This is a genomic window from Lacipirellula limnantheis, assembly GCF_007746075.1.
GTDB lineage: Bacteria > Planctomycetota > Planctomycetia > Pirellulales > Lacipirellulaceae > Lacipirellula > Lacipirellula limnantheis.
The window spans coordinates 331,900-351,096 of record NZ_CP036339.1 but is presented as its reverse complement, the minus strand read 5'-3'; the positions used below and the strand labels follow the sequence as shown (position 1 = coordinate 351,096).

Annotated in this window: 14 protein-coding genes; 7 read left to right on the top strand and 7 right to left on the bottom strand. The window is 63.0% G+C overall.

The window, feature by feature from the left end; translation table 11 throughout:
* Window positions 1-15: 15 nt before the first annotated feature.
* Entirely contained in the window at window positions 16-723 is a 708-nt protein-coding gene (locus I41_RS01390) for a hypothetical protein (RefSeq protein WP_145430259.1), read from the top strand.
* A gap of 127 nt (window positions 724-850) precedes the next feature.
* Here the strand turns inward: I41_RS01390 and ftsH are convergent, their stop codons facing one another.
* Window positions 851-2,959 (bottom strand): ATP-dependent zinc metalloprotease FtsH, encoded by a 2,109-nt coding sequence (gene ftsH, locus I41_RS01385; RefSeq protein WP_145430257.1) that lies wholly within the window; start codon window positions 2,957-2,959, stop codon window positions 851-853.
* A gap of 655 nt (window positions 2,960-3,614) precedes the next feature.
* Between ftsH and dxr the strand changes: the two genes are divergently transcribed.
* From dxr to I41_RS01365, 4 genes are all read left to right on the top strand, one after another.
* Window positions 3,615-4,778, top strand: a complete 1,164-nt coding sequence (gene dxr, locus I41_RS01380) for a 1-deoxy-D-xylulose-5-phosphate reductoisomerase (RefSeq protein WP_145430256.1) — start codon at window positions 3,615-3,617, stop codon at window positions 4,776-4,778.
* On the top strand, window positions 4,769-6,877 hold the full coding sequence (locus tag I41_RS01375; protein ID WP_246133905.1) for a site-2 protease family protein: 2,109 nt from the start codon (window positions 4,769-4,771) through the stop codon (window positions 6,875-6,877). The genes dxr and I41_RS01375 overlap by 10 nt, the downstream gene beginning before the upstream one ends.
* Window positions 6,878-7,142: 265 nt before the next feature.
* A complete protein-coding gene (locus tag I41_RS01370) occupies window positions 7,143-7,724 on the top strand; it encodes an anthranilate synthase component II (RefSeq protein ID WP_145430252.1) in 582 nt (193 codons plus the stop codon).
* 202 nt (window positions 7,725-7,926) lie between these two features.
* Window positions 7,927-9,132 carry a molybdopterin molybdotransferase MoeA gene (locus I41_RS01365; protein WP_145430250.1) on the top strand — a complete coding sequence of 402 codons (1,206 nt, stop codon included), beginning with the start codon at window positions 7,927-7,929 and terminating at the stop codon, window positions 9,130-9,132.
* A 197-nt stretch (window positions 9,133-9,329) separates the two neighbouring features.
* Here I41_RS01365 and I41_RS01360 read toward each other — a convergent pair whose 3' ends face one another.
* From I41_RS01360 to I41_RS01350, 3 genes are all read right to left on the bottom strand, one after another.
* Entirely contained in the window at window positions 9,330-9,785 is a 456-nt protein-coding gene (locus tag I41_RS01360) for a YiiD C-terminal domain-containing protein (RefSeq protein ID WP_145430248.1), read from the bottom strand.
* A 212-nt stretch (window positions 9,786-9,997) separates the two neighbouring features.
* Window positions 9,998-11,047, bottom strand: a complete 1,050-nt coding sequence (locus I41_RS01355; RefSeq protein WP_168206602.1) for a DUF481 domain-containing protein — start codon at window positions 11,045-11,047, stop codon at window positions 9,998-10,000.
* Between the two features lie 423 nt (window positions 11,048-11,470).
* Complete coding sequence (locus I41_RS01350; protein ID WP_145430244.1) at window positions 11,471-12,892, bottom strand: hypothetical protein; 1,422 nt, start codon at window positions 12,890-12,892, stop codon at window positions 11,471-11,473.
* Between the two features lie 1,150 nt (window positions 12,893-14,042).
* Here I41_RS01350 and I41_RS01345 point away from each other — a divergent pair.
* Window positions 14,043-15,272: a DUF4139 domain-containing protein gene (locus I41_RS01345; RefSeq protein ID WP_145430242.1), complete on the top strand. Its 1,230-nt coding sequence runs from the start codon at window positions 14,043-14,045 to the stop codon at window positions 15,270-15,272.
* 121 nt (window positions 15,273-15,393) lie between these two features.
* Window positions 15,394-16,875, top strand: coding sequence for a DUF4139 domain-containing protein (locus I41_RS01340; RefSeq protein WP_145430240.1), 1,482 nt, complete (start codon window positions 15,394-15,396; stop codon window positions 16,873-16,875).
* Window positions 16,876-16,964: 89 nt separating this feature from the next.
* Here the strand turns inward: I41_RS01340 and I41_RS01335 are convergent, their stop codons facing one another.
* From I41_RS01335 to I41_RS01325, 3 genes are read right to left on the bottom strand one after another with little or no spacing between them, the layout of a single operon-like run.
* Entirely contained in the window at window positions 16,965-17,660 is a 696-nt protein-coding gene (locus tag I41_RS01335) for an FKBP-type peptidyl-prolyl cis-trans isomerase (protein ID WP_145430238.1), read from the bottom strand.
* A 48-nt stretch (window positions 17,661-17,708) separates the two neighbouring features.
* Window positions 17,709-18,077, bottom strand: coding sequence for a hypothetical protein (locus I41_RS01330; RefSeq protein ID WP_145430236.1), 369 nt, complete (start codon window positions 18,075-18,077; stop codon window positions 17,709-17,711).
* 58 nt (window positions 18,078-18,135) lie between these two features.
* Window positions 18,136-19,197 (bottom strand): DUF1559 domain-containing protein, encoded by a 1,062-nt coding sequence (locus tag I41_RS01325; protein WP_145430234.1) that lies wholly within the window; start codon window positions 19,195-19,197, stop codon window positions 18,136-18,138.

Sequence of the window (19,197 nt, the reverse complement as noted above, 5' to 3'; positions counted from 1 at the left end):
AGCGAAAGTGCTGATATGACGACGGTCAATACTGCCGACGAAACGCACCCGCCGGGCATGCGATTCCCCCTTCGAGCGATGCTTATCCTGACCACCGGCATCGCCCTTCTCGCCGCGACGATCGGGCCCTTCTATCGCCAGGCGCGCCCCGAAGCCCGCATGCCCGTCTTGGCCTTATGGGTCGGAATCATCTCGGTCGTCGCCCTGTTCGGCTGGTTCGAATGGTCGAGAGCGATTCGCCGAAAAGTCGCTGCCGGGCCACTGCATTTCGTGCTCAGAGAGGTCAATCTCCCCAGAAGATCAATCCTCGGCATCTTCTGCGCGTGGGGAATGTTGCTCTACTCCATCTTCGGAGCGTATGCGACGACCCACATGTTTAGCACGTCGACTTTCGGCGGAGGATCAGGTGGAATGTTCCTTCCGGTACTCATTCCAGGCGTTTTCGTGGGCGCGCTCGTCGTCGCAGCGATCGATTACGTCTCTCGCCCCTGGGCTTATACAGGCCTAGTCGAGCTCGGCGAGTTGGGAGTCATCGTCGATCGCCGGGCGTTGCCCTGGTCTCGCTTCCTTCACGCCTCCTGGCACGAAGAGTATCCCAATCGTCTCATTCTCCGAACCGGCAAGTCGACCTATCTGGAGGTCGCCGTGCCGGGCGCCATCCGCAGCGAGGTCGAGGCCTTCGTTGGCGCCAGAATAAACTTCGGCGCTGACATGGAGGATTAGTTCCTGGCTACCGATCGTTTGATCAAGTCAGGATAGCGAACGGGGTCGGGGACCTTTTGCCACTAGGGACGCTCCATCGTTGGCGGACTTCCCAGTGGCAAAAGGTCCCCGACCCCATGATGCGTACTTACATTCCGCCGGCGTCTTTTTCGGCGACGGGCGTCGGATCTTCCGCTTTGATCCGCGAGGGACGCTTCGGTTCGGCGGCGGTGCCGGGGACGATGCGGGCGCCAGAGGTCGTTTCGTCGATGATCCGTCGCAGCGCGTCGGAGTCGATCGTTTCTTGCTCCATCAGCGCCTTCGTGACCGCTTCGAGCGTGTGGCGACGTTCGCTAAGGATGTGGCGAACTCGCTCCAAACCTTCGTCGAGGATGCGCTTCACCTCTTCGTCGATTTCGCGGGCCGTCTGCTCGCTGTGACTGCTGGCGCGACCGAAGTCGCCGCCGGTGGCCAGGAACGGGCTGCGATGGCTTTCGCGGAAGTTGACGCGACCCAGGCGGCTCATGCCGAAGTCCATCACCATGCTGCGGGCGATTTCCGTGGCCCGTTCGAGGTCGTTCTGGGCGCCGCTGCTGATGTCTTCGAAGACCATTTCTTCGGCGACCGTGCCGGCGAGCAGCACCTGGATGCGGCTGTCGAGTTCGCTGCGGGTCATCAGGAACCGGTCTTGCTCGGGCCGCTGCATCGTGTACCCGAGGGCGGCGAGCCCGCGCGGGATAATCGATACCTTGTGCACCGGATCGGTATTCGGCAGCGAGTAGGCGACGAGGGCGTGACCGCTTTCGTGGTACGCGACGCGCAGCTTCTCCTCGGGCTGCATGATGCGGCTCTTCTTTTCGAGACCGGCGCTCGAGCGTTCGACCGCTTCGTTCAACTCCTGCATACCGACCGCCTTCTTACCGTTGCGAGCGGCGAGGAGGGCGGCCTCGTTGACGATGTTCGCCAAGTCGGCGCCGACGAAGCCGCTGGTGATCGCAGCGACCTGCTTCACGTTGACGTCTTCGTCGACCTTGATCTTCTGCAAATGGACTTCGAGGATCTCTTCGCGGCCGCCGACGTCGGGGCGATCGACCAGCACATGGCGGTCGAACCGGCCGGGGCGGAGCAAGGCGGGGTCGAGGGTTTCAGGGCGGTTCGTCGCGGCCATGATGATGATGCCGCTGTTGGTGCCGAAGCCGTCCATCTCCACGAGCAGCGCATTGAGCGTTTGCTCGCGTTCGTCATGGCCGCCGATCTGACCGCTGCCGCGAGTCTTGCCGAGGGCGTCGAGCTCGTCGATGAAGACGATGCACGGTGCGCGCTGTTCGGCCTGTTGGAACATATCGCGCACGCGGGCGGCGCCGACGCCGACGAACATTTCGACGAAGTCCGAACCGCTGAGGCTGAAGAACGGCACACCCGCTTCGCCGGCGACGGCTTTGGCGAGCAACGTCTTGCCCGTACCAGGAGGGCCGACGAGCAACACGCCCTTCGGAATGCGGCCGCCGAGGCGGTGGTAGCGTTCGGGGTTCTTCAGAAAGTCGACCACTTCGCGGAGCTCGTCGACGGCTTCTTCGATGCCGGCGACGTCGTCGAAGGTGACTTCGATGTCTTCCTGGGCGATCAGCTTGCCGCGGCTGCGGCCGAAGGCCATCGGCGAACCGGCCCCGCCCATGCGGCGGAGCATGACGATCATCAACATCACGAACATGCCGGTTAACACGAGCACCGGAATGTATGCCAGCAACTGGCTTGGCTGTTCTTCAATGCTGTAATCGGAAATCTTGTTCTCGCGCAACATCTTCAGAGCGCGAGCTGTCGTGTAGGGGTTGGCCGACACCCGGAACGTCATCGGGGCCTCATTCGACCATTGGATGTTCGGATCGAGGATGCTCTCCTTGCCATCGACGGCAGCCTGCTTGTGCATCGCGGAGACCGTCCCCGTGATTTCCGCGGCGCCAACCCGGATATTGGTCGGGTCCTTGAGGCGGTACTGCACCGGGGGCTTCACCGTCTTATCTTCAAAATTGATATAGGCGTCGGCATCCTTCGGTGCGTCCGGATTGCTCGCGGCAAGCAGCGCTTCCAGGTCGCTCCACTGGATCGTCAGCTTGTTCTGCGATTGCCAGACGGTGACGAGCAAGAGCAGCAGCACGCCAAGCCCCAGCAGGTACCACAACATGTTGTTGTTCTGCGGCGGGGCCTTCTTGTCAGCTGGCTTCTTGGCGGTCTTGGGAGCATCCTTCGGTTGATCCATGGATCGGTAGCCTTAGCAGGAATAGCGCGGCGGCCAGTGGCCGCTGCGGGAGGGGGTCGAATTAAAAGCCACTGGCTATGCCGGTGGACGAATTTGGATAGCGGACGGCCACGACACTTCGTCCACCGGCGGAGCCGGCGGCTTCAATGCGGATGACGGCTAAATGGTACGGCGGTCGGCTCGTCGGGGGCAACCATCGCCCCGGCGTGCCCACAGCCGCTCTTAACTATTGGTAGGATAGCACTTGCAGCGCCGAAAGGGAGCCTCCCGGGCCCCCTCCCAAGCCTCAACGCGGGTTGTCGCGGTTCTCGACCGGCCCTAAAATGCTGCGTCCCGATCGACGTCTCGCGGGGCGGCTCACGAGATTCTCCCGCAGCCACCCCTGCCGGCGCCTTCTCGCCGACGCTCCTCCTACGTCGATCGCCGCGCGTTGGTGCGGAGGCTCACTTGGCGCGATTCGGACGAATGTTCCGGCCACGACTCGAACAGCCACGCTAGCCGGAGGGCCACGCCCTCCGGGCAGCAGCGGCGAGCGGTTCGCCACTTCCCACCGGACCGCGTGGCGGTCCGGCTAGGCGGTGGTCCGGCTGAATTTGATTCACGACTTCGATTCCTGACTTCCACGCCTTCGCCGTCCCCCGCCGATCCGCACTCTATGGCCACCACTCCCAAACGCGTCGCGGTTTTCGGATCCACAGGCAGCATCGGCCGCAACGCGCTGGAAGTGATCGCCGCCAGCAATGGCCGGCTGCAGACCGCCGCCATCTCGGCCCATTCCCGCCTCGACGAACTAGTTGAGCAAGCCAAGCAGCACCAACCACGCTGGGTGATCGCCTGCGATGCGCGGGCGGCTCGCCAGTACGATTGGTCCGACCTCCCTAAAGCGTGCGAGCTCCTCACCGGGCCCGACGCCCTCGTGCAGGTCGCCGGCGAACCAGAAATCGACGTGCTGCTGGCCGCGATCGTCGGGGCCGCGGGGCTCGACAGCACCTGGGCCGCCCTGGAGTCCAAGAAAACCGTTGCCCTGGCGAACAAAGAGACGCTGGTGATGGCCGGCGAACTGATCACCGAACTGGCCCGTACGTCTGGTAGCCAACTGCTGCCGGTCGACAGCGAGCATAGCGCCCTGTTTCAAGCCCTGCAGGCGGGCCAGCGGAGCGAAGTCGCCAAATTGATCCTCACCGCCAGCGGCGGTCCGTTCAAACACCTCTCCCCAGCCGAACTACAGCAAGTCACCGTCGCCGAGGCGCTCGCCCATCCCACCTGGCAGATGGGACCGAAGATCACCATCGACTCGGCGACCATGATGAACAAAGCCCTCGAAATCATCGAAGCCCGTTGGCTCTTCGGCATCGAGGGAGAGCGGATTTCGGTGGTGATCCACCCCCAGTCGATCGTGCACTCGATGGTCGAGTACGTCGACGGCTCGGTGGTGTCGCAGATGAGCCCCCCCGACATGCGGCTGCCGATTCAATACGCGCTGGAGTATCCGCACCGGGCCCCCGGCGTGGCCCGGCGGTTCGATTGGCGCCAGCCGCTGAAACTCGACTTCGAGCCGCCCGATCGCGAGCGGTTCCCCGCGCTCGCCCTTGGCGAGGAATGCGCCCGTTCCGGCGGCACGACCGGCGCCGTGCTGAATGCCGCGAATGAAGCGGCTGTAGGGGCGTTTCTCGACGGTGAGCTACACTTTACGGAAATCGTGCCGGCATGCCGCAGCGTGCTCGGCGCGCATCACTTTGAACCAAACCCGACGCTCGACGCGCTGTTGAAACTCGACAGCTGGGCGCGGCAGGAGATTTCGCGGTGGGTATGTGCTTGATGCTGGCGGCGACCGACTTCGCCGCTCTCGGTAATCTGTTGCTCGTCATCCTGATGGTCGCCGTCGGCCTCGGCACGGTCATCTTCGTCCACGAGCTCGGTCACTTCGCCGTCGCCAAGATGTGCGGCGTCCGCTGCGACAAGTTCTTCATCGGCTTCGACATCGGCGGCTACAAGATCAGCCGCAAGTGGGGCGAAACCGAATACGGCATCGGCATCCTGCCGCTGGGCGGGTACGTCAAAATGATGGGGCAGGACGACAATCCGGCCAACATCGCCGAGCAAGTGAAGGAATCGCAAGTCGCCGGCAACTCGCCCGATTCGAAGCAAATCATCGGCCCCGACGGCAAAACCTACCTCGTAGATCGCCGCAGCTACCTCGCCAAAAGCGTCCCGCAGCGGATGGCGATCATCTCGGCCGGCGTCATCATGAACATCATCTTCGCGTTCATCTTCGCGACGGTGGCGTACAAGCTGGGCGTCCCCTACAGCCCTGCAATCGTTTCGCGCACGTCGCCTGGATCGCCCGCCTGGCGGGCCGCCATCGTTCCTGGCGATGAAGTGATCAAGGTCGACGACATCGTGCGCCCCTCCTTCGAAGAGCTGATGGGCAGCGTGACGCTCGGCGACCTCGAAAACGGCCTGCCGTTCGTCATCGAACGCGACGGCAAGCCAATCGACGTGACGCTCATTCCCGAGCAGGGCGCCAAGCTCGCCCGCGTCGGCATTGCCAGCAGCAGCTCGCTCATCATGCCCGAGAAGCTGCAGCTGGTAGACCACTCCAGCGCCGCCAACGCCAGCCCGCCCTTCCAAGGCGGCGACGAAGTGATCGCCGTCAACGGCCAGCCCGTGCAGAACTACGTCGAGCTCAGCTCCCTCTTCCTGAAAAACGCCGACCAACCGCTGAAGCTCACCGTCCTCCGCGGCGCCAAGCGTCCGGCCGGCCAGCCCGAAGCCAAGCCCGCCGGCGGCGATGAAGTCGAGGTCGTCCTGCAGCCCCAGCGCGAGCGGACGCTAGGCATTGTGCTGCCGATGAGCAAAATCGTCGCCGTCCAGGAAAAATCTCCCGGCGCCAAGGCGGGATTGAAACCAGGCGACTTCATCGAGCGCATCGTCGTCGCCGGCGAAGACGCCGACGCGACGCCGCTGTCGCTCGACCCGGTCGCGCTCCCCGAAGCCCTCCGCAAGCTCGGCGACGAGCAAAAAGAAATCGTTGTCACGGTCCGCCGCGCCGCCGCGGAGGATGGCAAACAGGCCACCGAGGAATTGACCATTCCGCTGCGCAGCGTCGATTGGATCGAGGGCCCCACGTCCGACAACGATCCCCTCGCCGCTCCGGCTCTCGGCATCGCCTATCGAGCGCTGACCGTCGTCAGCGGAGTGACGCCTGGCAGTCCGACGGAAAAGGAAGGCCTGCAGGAGGACGACGTCCTCCAATCGGTCGAGTTCATTCTTCCGGCAGACATGGCCGACAAGCCGAAGACTACCCAATTCTCCCTCTACCAAGACGAGAACAAGGAGGGCATCGGCTGGCCGCAAGTCCTCGCCGTGCTGCAAGACCTGCCGCCAACGACGCAACTCAAGGTTTCGTTCAAGCGCGGCAGCGAAACTCAAGTCGCCACGCTCACGCCCGTCGAGAGCGCCGACGTCTACTCCGTCGACCGCGGCATCGTGTTCCAAGGCGTCCAGCGCATTCGCGTGTCCGAAACCTGGAACGAGGCCGCCCACCGCGGCTTTGAGGAAACCATCCGCGCGCTGACGATGGTTTACCGCTTTCTCGGCAAGCTCGGCAGCCAGGTCTCCGTCACCATGCTCGGCGGCCCGATCACGATCGCCCAGGCCGCCGGCCACCATGCGTTCGAGGGCGTCGGCAAGCTGCTCATCTTTCTGACGATGCTCAGCGCCAACCTCGCCGTGATCAACTTCCTCCCGATCCCCATGCTCGACGGCGGCCACATGGTCTTCCTCGCTTGGGAAGGGATTCGCGGCCGTCCCGCGAGCGAGCGCGTGGTGATGACGATGCAAACCGCCGGCGTCGTCTTCCTGGTGAGCCTGATGCTGTTCGTCTTCTCGCTCGACCTCCACCGCACGTTCTTCTAGCTTCTAGCGGAGCGGCGCGCCGGGCGCGCCGACAGCCGCCCGTCCACGCCCCGCCGGAGCGATGATCGAGCGCATGCTGAAGGGGCGAGTGCGCAATGCCGATTGCCCATCGCCCTCCGCCTTCAGCATTCCGCCTACGCCCTCCCGCCCATAACCTGAGCAATCAGGACGCCAGCGAACCGCCCCAGCCCCCCGCCTGTCCCCCTTCTGCGGCGCCGATTACACTGGCCCTTGCCCCGCCATCACGACCGTTCGCTCGCCGGCCATGATCGAAATCATCGACAACTACGACTCCTTCACGTACAACCTCGTCCAGCGGTTGGGAGAGATCGATCCCCGCCTCGAAATTCGCGTTGATCGCAACGACGAGATCACCGTCGACGAGATTCTGAAGCTCAAGCCCGAGCGGCTGATCATCTCCCCCGGACCCTGCACGCCCAACGAGGCGGGCGTTTCGGTCGAGTGCGTCCAGAAGCTCGCGGGCAAATTGCCGCTGCTCGGCGTCTGCCTGGGCCACCAGTCGATCGGCCAAGCTTATGGGGCAAGCATCGTCCGCGCCGACCGGCTGATGCACGGCAAGGTCGACATGATCCATCACAACGGCCGGGGGCTGTTCGCGGGCCTCGACAATCCGTTCCAGGCGACGCGCTACCACAGCTTGGTGATTAAGCCCGAGACGCTTCCCGACGAGTTTGAGGTGACCGCGTGGAGTGACAATCCCGAGGGGGGCCGCGAGATCATGGCCGTCGCCCACAAGAAGCTGCCGCTGTTCGGCGTGCAGTTCCATCCCGAAAGCTTCCTCACCCACGCTGGGTACGACATCCTCCGCTCGTTCCTTGCCGTCTGATCTAATCAATCGATTTATTCAAAGTCAAATGCACCTACCACAGAGCACACAGAGCACACAGAGATCACAGAGAAAGGCAATGAAGCGGAAGGGAAGTTAACGTCCAATCTGAGTCCTGCTATTTTGTCGCGGAGTGCAAACATCATGTTGCTCTTCTCTCTGTGATCTCTGTGTGCTCGGTGGTGAAGCAATTTGAGGCGACATGATCTCCGTCGACGAAGCCCTCGATCACGTCCGCCGCGCCGCCGCCCCGCTTCCCGCTGAGCGCACCCCGCTCGCGCACCTGCTCCATCTCCGCCTTGCCGAGCCAGTCGCCAGCAGGGTCGACTCGCCCCCATTCGACAAATCAATGGTCGACGGCTACGCGATCGACGTTAGCGATTCCTCGCCGACGCTGCGGGAACTCGAACTCGTCACTGCCGGCAGCGTGCCGAATGAAACGGTCATCCCCGGCGCGACCGTCCGCGTGATGACCGGCGCCCCCATCCCCGCCGGCGCCGACGCCGTCGTCAAATGGGAAGATTGCCAGCTCCTCAGCGACCTCGAAATCCGCAACCCCGCCGCCGGCGTCAAGTCGGGCTCCTGCATCATCCGCCGCGGCACGTCGTTCCGCGCTGGCCAGCTTGTGCTCGCAGCGGGCAAACGCCTCGGCCCGCTCGACGTCGCCCTCCTCGCTGAAATTGGCCAGGCCGAAGTCGCCGTCATCCCGCGCCCCCGCGTCGCCGTGCTGCCGACCGGCGACGAACTCGTCGCCGCGCACGAACCGCTCGGCCCCGGCCAGATTCGCAACAGCAACGGCCCGATGCTGCTCGCCGCCGTCGCCGCTGCCGACTGCACGCCGATCGACCTGGGCGTCGGCTGCGACGACCCCGACGACTTGCGCACCCGCATCAATCAGGGACTGGCCCACGACGTCCTGCTGGTCAGCGGCGGCGTCTCGGCAGGCGTGAAAGATCTCGTCCCCGGCATCCTCCAAGAGCTCGGCGTCGAACAGCAGTTTCATCAGGTGCGCATCAAACCTGGCAAACCACTCTACTTTGGCGTCCGCCATGCCGCGGGACGGCGGACCCTCGTCTTCGGCCTGCCCGGCAATCCGGTGAGCACCTTCGTCTCGTTTCAGTTGTTCGTCTTGCCCGCGCTGCGCGCGTTGGCCGGGGCGCCGTTCAAGCCGATCGCGGCGCACGACGCCCAGCTGACGATGCCCTTCGAGCACCGCGGCAAGCGACCGACCTACCATCCCTGCCGGCAGACCGCCCCCGACGCCGCGGGCGTGCTGCAAGTGGAACCCCTCGACTGGCGCGGCTCGTCCGATCTCGCCACGCTCACCCGCGCCACGCACCTCGCCGCGTTCCCGGCGGGAGACTATCAACTCGTGCCGGGCGATGACGTGCAGGTCATTCCGCTGTAGCCGCGGGTCAACGACCCGCCGGAGCGATGATCAGCAGCGTGGCCGCAAAGAATCGCAGAAAACGCGAAGAAAGAATTGAATCTGATCAACTGACGCGATTGCTCGTCTTCTTGTGCTTCTCTGGCGTTTCTTTGCGGCCGTCGTGTCTTCGTGGTTAATCCTTTCGGGAATCGCTCCGGCGGGTCGTTGACCCGCGGCTACTTATTCTGCACCACGTACGACCCCTGAAACGAAGCCAGCGGGCCGTCGGCGTCGGCGATCTCGGCGGCAATGTCGATCTTCGAATGACCCTTGCTGCGCAGAAACTCGTAGAAGAACTCTAATCCGCTGGGGTCGAGCGGCAGGCCGCGGGCAATGATCATTTCATCGCGCACGGGTCGGAGGTAGCGAATCTGGCTGCGGCGGATCACGACGTTGCCGGCGCGACCTTCATGGTGCAGGAGCAAGAACACCGTGCCCCAACCGACGATCGTCAGCAGCGCGTTGATGCTGCCGGCGAACGCGGAGTATTGGTGATTCCGATTCGGCGCCAGCGGCATCTCCATCGCCAGCTGGCAGCCGTCCCACGACACCGGGCGGATCGCCATCGCCGTCGAAATCGGCATCTCGCTCTGCAACGTCTGTTGCAATTCCAACAATGCGGCGGCGTGCATCGGGCCTCGTCCAGCAGGCAAAGACGGCTCCACCGCGACGCCACCCAAGCCGCCGACGAGCGAGTCCGAAGGAAGACATGCTAACCCAAGGGGCCGAATCTGTCAGCGGGGCGGCGGCGTAGCGGTCAGGAATCAGAAATCAGGGGGCAGGGGTCAGAAGTTCGGGTTCACTCGCATCCACTGACTCCTGACTCCTGTCCCCTGGCTCCTGACTACAGCCCCCAAATCATCAACACCGCATAGTCCAAAGCATTCGGCGTCGACCCGTCCGGCGTGCTGTCGTACCGGTCGATCGCCGATACCTTCAGGCTCATGTTCTTCGGTTGGTCGAGCTGAATTTCCCAGCCAAAGTCGGCGATGACGCGGTAGTTGCCAAAGTCTTCCCACTCGGGAAAGTAGTCGACCTTCGCCGTGAGCCGCTGCATTTTCGTCAGTTGCCGCGTGAAGTCGAAGCCGGCAATCGCCGTCGGCTGCCAATCGTCTTCGATGCCGCCGAACTCTCGCAACGTACCAACGCCCATGCGCGTGAGAAAATCGGTCGCCTCGGTCTTAATCCAGTTGTAACCGACGCCGGAGTTGAGCGACAGTTGCACGTGGTAAACCTTGAACTCGTCGTAAATGAAGTTCTCCAGAAAGAACAACGTCCAGGGCGTCTCGGCCAGAATGCGATCCAGCCGCATGTCGTGAATGCCGTTGTTCTGCGTCACGTCCCCGTTGGTGGTCGTCTTGTTGTAGTTGAGGCTCGACTTCAGCTTCCAGCGGTCCGTCTCGCGATTGAGATGCCCGCCGGTCCGCATGCTGAAGACGCTGTTATTCCCCTCGCTGCCGTTGATGCCCAGCTGCAAGCCCGCGTCCCACGGCGTCGGCCCGAACCAGTACGCCGGCTGATGCCACTCGTAGACCGTGATCGGCATCTGGTCGATCGACCCGGCAAGCGTCTCCGGGGTCGTCCCGGGCGTCAGCAGTTCCATGAGCGAATCGTACGGGCCGGGCGGCGCGGCAATTTCCTCCGCCCACGACTTCGCGCCCCCCGCTGGCGCCGGCATCATCTCGCCGCCGCTGGGCGCCGACGCCGACGGACCCTCGATCAGCCCCGACTCCGGCGGCAGTCCCTGGGCCGGTCCCAGCAGCGGCGCACCGACCGCCCCCGGCGGCGGCAAGACGCCTGGAGCGTCGCTCTGCTGAGCCGCGCTCCACGTGGCGCCGACCGCCCACACGCAGGTAAGCGCGCATTGCAGCAACAAAATTCGGCAACGAGGCATGGCGTGAACTGACAGCGGCGAAGACCTATCGCGGACCAAATGGCGCCAAGAAATACTTCATCCGCGGGCGGGCGGCAACCCAAGCAGGAGCGACGCTAGCAGTAGCCGCGGGTCAACGACCCGCTGGAGCGGTGAGATGAGGATTTACCACCAAGACACGAAGGACACGAAGACGCACCAAGAAAACAAGAAAAGAAGAGGCTTCAAACTCAACCTGAGCGTCTTCCTTCCATCAATCTCTTCTTGCATTCCTTCGTGCGTCTTCGTGCCCGTCGTGTCTTCGTGGTTCGTATTTTTGACGATCGCTCCGGCGGCTCGTTGAGCCGCGGCTACGGGCGCACAAAAAACGGCGGCCGATTCTTTTCAGAACCGGCCGCCATCGTCACTTACTTGCTAGCAGTCTGTCGTCGCAGCGAACGGCAATTAGCCGCCGCAACCGCAGGCCGGGGCGGCGGGAGCCGCACAGCCGCAGTCGGTCGCAGCCGGAACTTCAACTTGCTTCTCGACCATCTTGCAGACCTGAACCTGAACTTCCTTCTGAACTTGGACCGGCACGCACACGGTGTAGGTGCAGGTCTTCTCTTCCGGAACGCAGGTCCACTTGCAGACCTTGTAGGTCTTGGTCCGCTCTTCCGGCACGCAGGTCGTCACTTGGACTTCCTTGGTCGCTTGCTCGGTGACCATCTTGCAGACCTTGTACTCGCAGGTGCGGGTCTCAGGCTTGCACTTGGTCACGTTGCAGGTGCGGGTCTTGGTCTCGCAGACCATCTTGCAGACCTTGACCGTCTTGGTGCGGGTCTCGGGCTTGCACTTCTGCACGGTGTAGGTGCAGGTCTTTTCCTGCGGGACCATCTTGCAGACCTTGACGGTCTTTTCGCGGGTCTCTTGCTTGCACTTGTTGACCGTGACCATGCAGGTCTTGGTCTCGGGCTTGCAGGTCGTCACGTTGCAGGTGTAAGGAACTTCTTCCGTCACGCACTTGTAGGTCGTGCAGGGAACTTCCTTCGTCTCGCAACCGCAGACCCACACCCGCTTGCAGCAGGTCGTCGGGCAACCGCAGGCGTCAACGCCGGCGACGCTTTGCGTTTCCCAGTGACCCGTGTTCACCTGAACTTGCTTCATCACCGTCTCGGGGACGCGCTTCGTCACCGTGCGGGTCTTCGTCACTTGCTCGGTGTGGGGAACCATCACCGTGTAGCTCTTCTCGACCTGCTCGGTGTAGGGAACGTTCACCGTGTAGGTGACCGTCTTGTCCTCGTAGCTGGGAACCATGACCGTGTAGGTCTTGGTTTGCTCTTCGGTGTAAGGAACGTTGACGGTGTATTCGACCGTCTTGTCCTCGTACACCGGCACGTTCACCTGGTAGGTCTGCTCGACCGCTTCGGTGTAGGGAACCATCACCGTGTACTCGCGGGTCTTGGTTTCCCAGACCGGCTTGCAGACGTTGTAGGTCACCGTCTTCGTCTCGGTCTTGGGAACCATCACCGTGTAGGTGGCGGTCTTCTCCTCGGTGACCGGGACGCGCTTGTTGACCGTGTAGGTCTTAGTGCGTTCTTCCTTCTTGTACTCGGTCGCCGTGACGGTGCGAGTCTCGGTGACGTACGTCGGCACCAAGATCGTCTTCAAGACCGTCGTCGGGGCGGGGGCGGCTTCAGCCGCGCAATCCGAGCAGCCGGCGGGAGCTCCGCCGCACGCGTCGCAAGCCGGCGCTGCATCGCAGCCGCACGGGGCGGGCTCGCAGCCGCCGCAACACTTCTTTTTGAACAAGCCGGCATCGGCCTGTCCTGCGAACCCAGCGGTCAGCATCGCGATCGCCGACCACAGGCACACAGCACTTCGTACCATCAGGGCGCCCTCCAAAGGCTCAAACTAGGGGGAATGGGGTGTTGATTCTTTACCAACAAAATCGAGCGACTAGGCATTCTGGGAAATATATTACTCGCTCCGCAAATTCTAACGCACGAAAGCGCTCTCGCAATAAATCTCCGAGAAAACCGCGAAAAACGGTCCGAGCCTCGAGCCGCATCCTCTCAACTTCAATCAAATCGAGAAGATTTCCCTGCGGATCGCCACACGCCCGTCAGAATAACCCGCAGACCGCTGGTTAAAAGGGGTTGCCAGCGCAGAATTATCCGAAAATACAGCCTCGCGAAGCTGAGCGGAGAATGCGGGTGCCGACAGCTTCGCATTCGCGCGGATGCGGGCTGGTGTATCGCGCCATTTGGCGCCAGCGGCGCTGCTGGAGCGCGCCCTCGCCCCTCCGAAGCGAGCGATGCCGCACGCCCTATGGAGCCGCGCGGCGCCGGCCGCGGCCTCCTAGGCGCGCTCGCTTCTCGATGTCGTCGCTGTGGGCTCCGATCGGCCCCGCGCCGCTCGCCGCCAGACGACGCATCCCCCGCCAATCGCGATGCGGCAGCGACAGCCCACTGGCGACGCGGCGCGCTCATCTCACGGCCCTGTCAATCGCCCATTTTTGGCCAGTAGAACAAGGCCCGCAAAATGAAGATTTAAGTGTTGAAATTGTGCCACCACTTGTGAGAGAGTCGACTACTCACCACAGCGAGTCACGCCCTCACGGCGCGATGGCGGCGCTGCAAGCAAGAAGAGTCGGAGACCTGCCCCATGCGTTCCTCAGTCATGCAGAGCACTGGCGGCGAGCTTGGCATCGGCCTTCCAGCCGACGTTCTTACCAACCGCTGCAACGTTCCACACCGAAATGACCAACTTCTGCGGACAAAATGAATCGCTGGTAACTCGCTCGCCGACGAGCAGTTCCGACGCAGCTGCCTCGGTTTTGTCCGCGCAAATCGCATTATTCTTCCGGACGTTTCAGGCGATTCGACGGCGCTCCATCCCGCGAAATTCCCGCATTCGTCATGCGGATTTCGTCAATCTGGACGGCGCGCGGGAACTTTCTCGCCGCCGCCGCATCCAAACCTCAGCCACCGACCGGCGGCCCGCGCCATTTCCTCCACCGCTTGCTGAGACCTCAGCCATGCTTATCCCACGTCTCCCGGTGCTCTCCTTGGCACAAACCATGGCGGCGGCCCTCCTGGCGCTCCTGGCAATCTCTCCCAGCGAGGCCTGGGCTCGCGTGAAGCTGATCACGCTTCCAGTTCGCGAGCGCGTCGAGATCCAACTCGACAACGAGCAGGCGACTCTCGTCGAAGAGGAGCGGATCGTCCCCCTCACTAAGGGGGAGAATCAAGTCGACTTCAGTTGGGCCAATACCCAGGTCGACCCCGACTCGATCGTTTTTCGCGTCCTGAGCGGAGAGGAAAAGGACGCCCCCGACGTGAACGTTCTCGCCGTGAGCTACCCCCCCAACGAGTCGGCCCTCGTGTGGACTCTGTCCGCCAGCAACGCCGGCTCGGCCCGCGTGCGAATCAGTTACATCCTCGGCAACCTTAACCGGAGCGTCAACTACCGCGCCGTCGCGTCGAACGACGAGACCAAGCTCGACCTCTCGCAGTATCTGCGCATCCAGAACCTCGCGAACGAGGAGTTCGGCGGCGCCGGCGTCTGGGCCGGCTTCGGACCGAAATTCTCGAAGCCCATCGGGCTGAACGAAACCAAGGAGCTGCTCGTGGAGCGGTTCAAGTCGGTGCCGATCGAGAAGACCTACGCCTGCAACCCGCAGGAGTACGACTATCTCGATCGAGCCCAAAACAAGCTGCGGGTGCCCATGCATTACGTGATCAAGAACGATAAGGAGCACGGCCTCGGCGCGGCCGCATTGCCCTTCGGCAAGGTGCGCATTTTCATCGCCGGCGGCGGCGACGATCCGCAAGCGGGGACCGCCTTCCTCGGCGAGGACTGGGGCAAATTCACTCCCCGGGACGACGAGATGCGGCTCTACCTCGGCGTCGCGCAGGACGTCGTCGTGAAACGGACCATCGACAAGAACGAAGCCCGGCGCATCAGCGGCAACCTCGACGATCATGAGCTGATCGTGAAATACGAGATCGAGAACTTCAAAAAGAAGCCGGTCCGGCTCGACGTGACCGAAAACCTCCGCCACCTCCGTGGCGAAGTGCGGGCCGACAACGGTCGCGACGTCGAGTGGGAACTTGGCCCGGCGACGACGTTCCAAGACGGTCCCGATTCGGAGCGGAGCACTGCGGAGCAGCTCACGTTCCACGCCGACCTCCCCGCCGCCAGCCCGGACGGCAAGGCGGAGAAGATCGTGCACAAGCTCCACATCACGCTCAAGAACGAATGGTGAACGAAATGGACGCCGTGATCGCGCCGCTGGACTGGTCGCTTAAGCGACCAGTCAGAACCCGCGAATACGCTCCCCTTAAAACCTTTAGACCAACCAACGCCTCACTTCATACGAAGCTCTTATGAACGCCAACAACAAACGCAATTCGCCGCCGCAAGGCCTCCGGCGATACGCCCTCGCCTCGCTGCTCGCAATCCTTTCGATTCCGGGGAATCTTCGCACAACTCAAGCAGAGAACGTCGATCTCTCGACCGTTCCATCACGCGACTCGGTCCAACTGACGATCTACAACAGCGAGGACCTGACGCTCGTCCGCGAGACCCGCGTCGTCAGCTTCAAGAAGGGCGTTAACCCGCTGCAGTTCTCCTGGGCCAACACGCAAATTGATCCTTCGAGCGTCGAGCTCACGATCCTCAAACCGGCCGACGGGCTCGAACTGCTCGACACGACCTTCCCGCACGACAAACCGCAAATGCTCTACTGGAACGTCCAGAGCGAGGTCGACGGCGCGGCGACCATCCAGATCACGTATTTCACCAGCGGCATTACCTGGAGCGCCGACTACACGGCGATCGCCGACGGCGACGAGTCGACGCTCGATCTTGAGGGATTCGTCCGCATCACCAACAACAGCGGCGAGGAGTATGAGAACGCCCAGGTGCGGCTTGTGGTCGGCACGATCAACCTCGTCGAGAAGATCGCCCAACTGGCGCAAATCCCGATGAGCGACGTCGAGAAGCTCGAAAGGGACGAGCTCTATGCATTCAAGCACGACGCCGCCCGCCGCTCGTTGGCGCTAGCGGAGGCGCCCGCCATGGACGCCGCGGGCGGCATGGGAGGCGGGGCCGGGATGCCGGCCAAGGCGAAGCAAATCGTCAAAGAGGGCCTGAGCGAATACTTCATCTACACGGTCGAGGGAACCGAGACGATCCCCACCGGCTGGTCGAAGCGGCTCCGTAGCTTCGAGGCGTCCGGCGCTCCCCTAAAGATTGAGTACCGCTACCGTCCCCGCGAATACGGCGAGCAGCTGGTGCGGATGTACCTGCTGGCCAACGACGAGAAGTCGCACCTCGGCACGACGCCGCTCCCCGACGGGGTGGTTCGAGTCTTCCGCGATAACGGCCGGGACGGGCTCTCGTACCTCGCCCAGCAGTCGATCAAGTACGTCCCGATTGGCGACAAGATCGAATTGAACCTCGGCGTCGATCCGGAGGTGGTGTTCGAGCTGGTGAAAACCCGTGCGGCCCGCGAAGAAATCTGGACGCAGATCCACGGCACGGACAAGTTCCAACTGGTCGGCGACGACGCCCGCCGCCAAGAGGTCAATTCCTCCGTCGTCGGCTGGAACGACCGACTGAGCTACCAGCAGCGGATCCGGAATTACACCTCCCGGCCGATCAACGTCGAAATCCGACGGCCGTATGACGGGCATGTGACGTTCGTCAGCGACCTGGCCCCGCAGCTCCACGACTTCCAAACGGTCGAGCTCGCGACGCAAGTCGCGCCCGGCGAGAAGAGGGTTCTCGACTTTACGATCGTGCAACATCTGGGCACGAACGCCAAGCAAAGCAACGTTACCCTCGCAGCGAACAAGGCGAATTGATGCACGCGATCACGGCAGTGTGGCTAAAAAAGAAGCGGCGCCACTCGGCGCCGCTTCTGCGTTTACCGGCAGCTGACGATGCGCGTCGCTTACTTGCCCTTCACGCCGAGCAGTTCGACCTCGAAAATCAGCGTCGAGTTGGGCGGAATGACGTCGCCCGCCCCGCGAGCGCCGTAGCCCAGGTCCGCCGGAATGACGACTTCAAACTTGTCGCCGACTTTCATCAGCTGCAGGGCTTCCGTCCAGCCGGGGATGACCTGGCCGACGCCAAAGCTCGCCGGCTCGCCGCCATACGACTCGTCAAAGACCTGGCCGTTCACCAGCTTGCCACGGTAGTGGACGGTGACCGTGTCGGCCTTCGTCGGGGTGGGGCCGTCGCCTTTTTTGAGGACCTTGTACTGCAACCCGCTCGGCGTGGTCTGCACGCCTTGGGCCTTGCCGTTGGTCACGAGGTACGCCTTGTCTTTTTCTTGCATGGCTTTCATTTGCTCTTTGCCGAGTTGCTGCAGCGCCTGGCTGCAAACCTCAGCGGGGTATTGAGGGTCCTTGCCCGCGAGCCCGTCGCGGAACCCGGCGACGAGGCTTTCCAGGTCGATGGCGATTTTGGTGGCGCCAAAGCTCTTGCCCATGTCGAGCCCGATGGCGTAGCTCCACTGGGCGGGCCCAATCGAACCAGGAGCGCCGGCGGGAGCCGCCGGCGGCGCCGCGGCGGGAAGGGCCTCTTGGGCATCAACGCGAACCGCGGCCAGCGCAACGGCCAGCAGAGCGATAGTACGAATCTTCACGACTTATGTCTCCGTAGGAAATCGGCGGGGGCAGACCGAGCGACGACGCTAGTCGCCCCGAGTGGCAAGATACCCCAGTCCGCTGGCAATCGTCAGGGCCAATCCTGCGGCGGCAATCCGCGTCGCCCACATGCCGCGGTAGTTGCGAGCGGCCGCCAAGTCAGCTTCCAGGCGATTGGCAAGTCCTTGCGCCTTGGCCAGCTCGGGCGAGTCCTCGCGTACTTCTTCCCCGCCCCCGCGAGCCTCGTGGACGGCATCGCGGGCTGCCTGGAGGGCCCTCGCCTGCTCAGGGCTCCAAACATCAGCGGGCGACCCCATCATCGACCAAATCCAGGCCGCCCCCGCTACTGTCAGGCCCGCCAGCGTTCCCAGCAACAGCAGCAAGGAGCGGCGACTGGCGGACTTCGTTACTCCCATGCAGAAAACAGAACCGCTCGCGGCGGTTGCGACCAGGGTCGGAGGAGGTGAACCGAGACTATGGTACGTTCACCACTTGCCCGTCGGCAATGCAGATCAAATGAGCCATCAGCGGCTCGTCGATGTCGTTCGCGAGGAAATGCACGCTACCGTCGAGAAATGCTGAGTTGACGCCAAGCGGGTGGTTCGACCGGGGAGCGGCGGAAATGTATCCGGTGCTGTTGGTGCATTGCATCTGCTCGAATTGTTCAGCGCTCAGGTCCGGACATTCGTAGAGTACGTCCGGATTCTTGGAATTCGGCACTTGCGTGTAACCGAGGCTTCGCGGTGAGAAGATGAACTCCGGAAACTCCTGACTTTGATTCTGAACGGCGTCCTCGTACCAAAGCGGATGTGCGTCAAAGGAAAGGAGCGATGCCCCGGACCACGGGAGCGCCCAGGCCCCGCGTTGATCGAATTCGTGTTCCCGCGTACGAACCTCGGAAATTGCTAACGTTTGCGAGACGCCGTCTTCGATGCGCCGCAACTGCTGACCGAAAAGTCGAATGGCGCCCGGCGAGTAGAAGTCGTCGACATGAAATGGTCCCGTATACGCCGCGTAGTTCGCCTTGCCGAACGCCACCGGAGCCTCCGTGCCGGTCGTCCCGCGCCAGCTGTATTGGCGTCCGAAAGCTTCCTCGCTGGAACAGAGGAGCGTAGCGGGTTGCGCCGCCTGCGGCTGGGTCGGATTGGCAGCCGCGTGGCGTCGCGGATCGAATTGCGATGCGAGCTGCTGCTGCTCCATAAACGGCAAAATGCTGACGACCCAACTTTGGTCAGTGCCTGATCGCAGATCGACTCGAAAGTACTGGCCGATCGACTGGTACTTCATCGATTTTTCGACCGCGTCAAACGCGCCTGCAGCGGGGAGTTCCTTCTCTGCTTGCTCATAGTCGAGAATCGCGAGCGACGTCTGCTTCAAGTTGTTCATGCACTGGACGCGCCGCGCCGCCTCACGCGCTGCCTGCACCGCTGGCAGGAGCAATGCCATGAGCGCTCCGATGATCGCAATTGCCACGAGCAGTTCGACCAGCGTGAAGCCAGTCGTACGGCGGCGGGGCTGAGCGGTTGGTTGGCACAT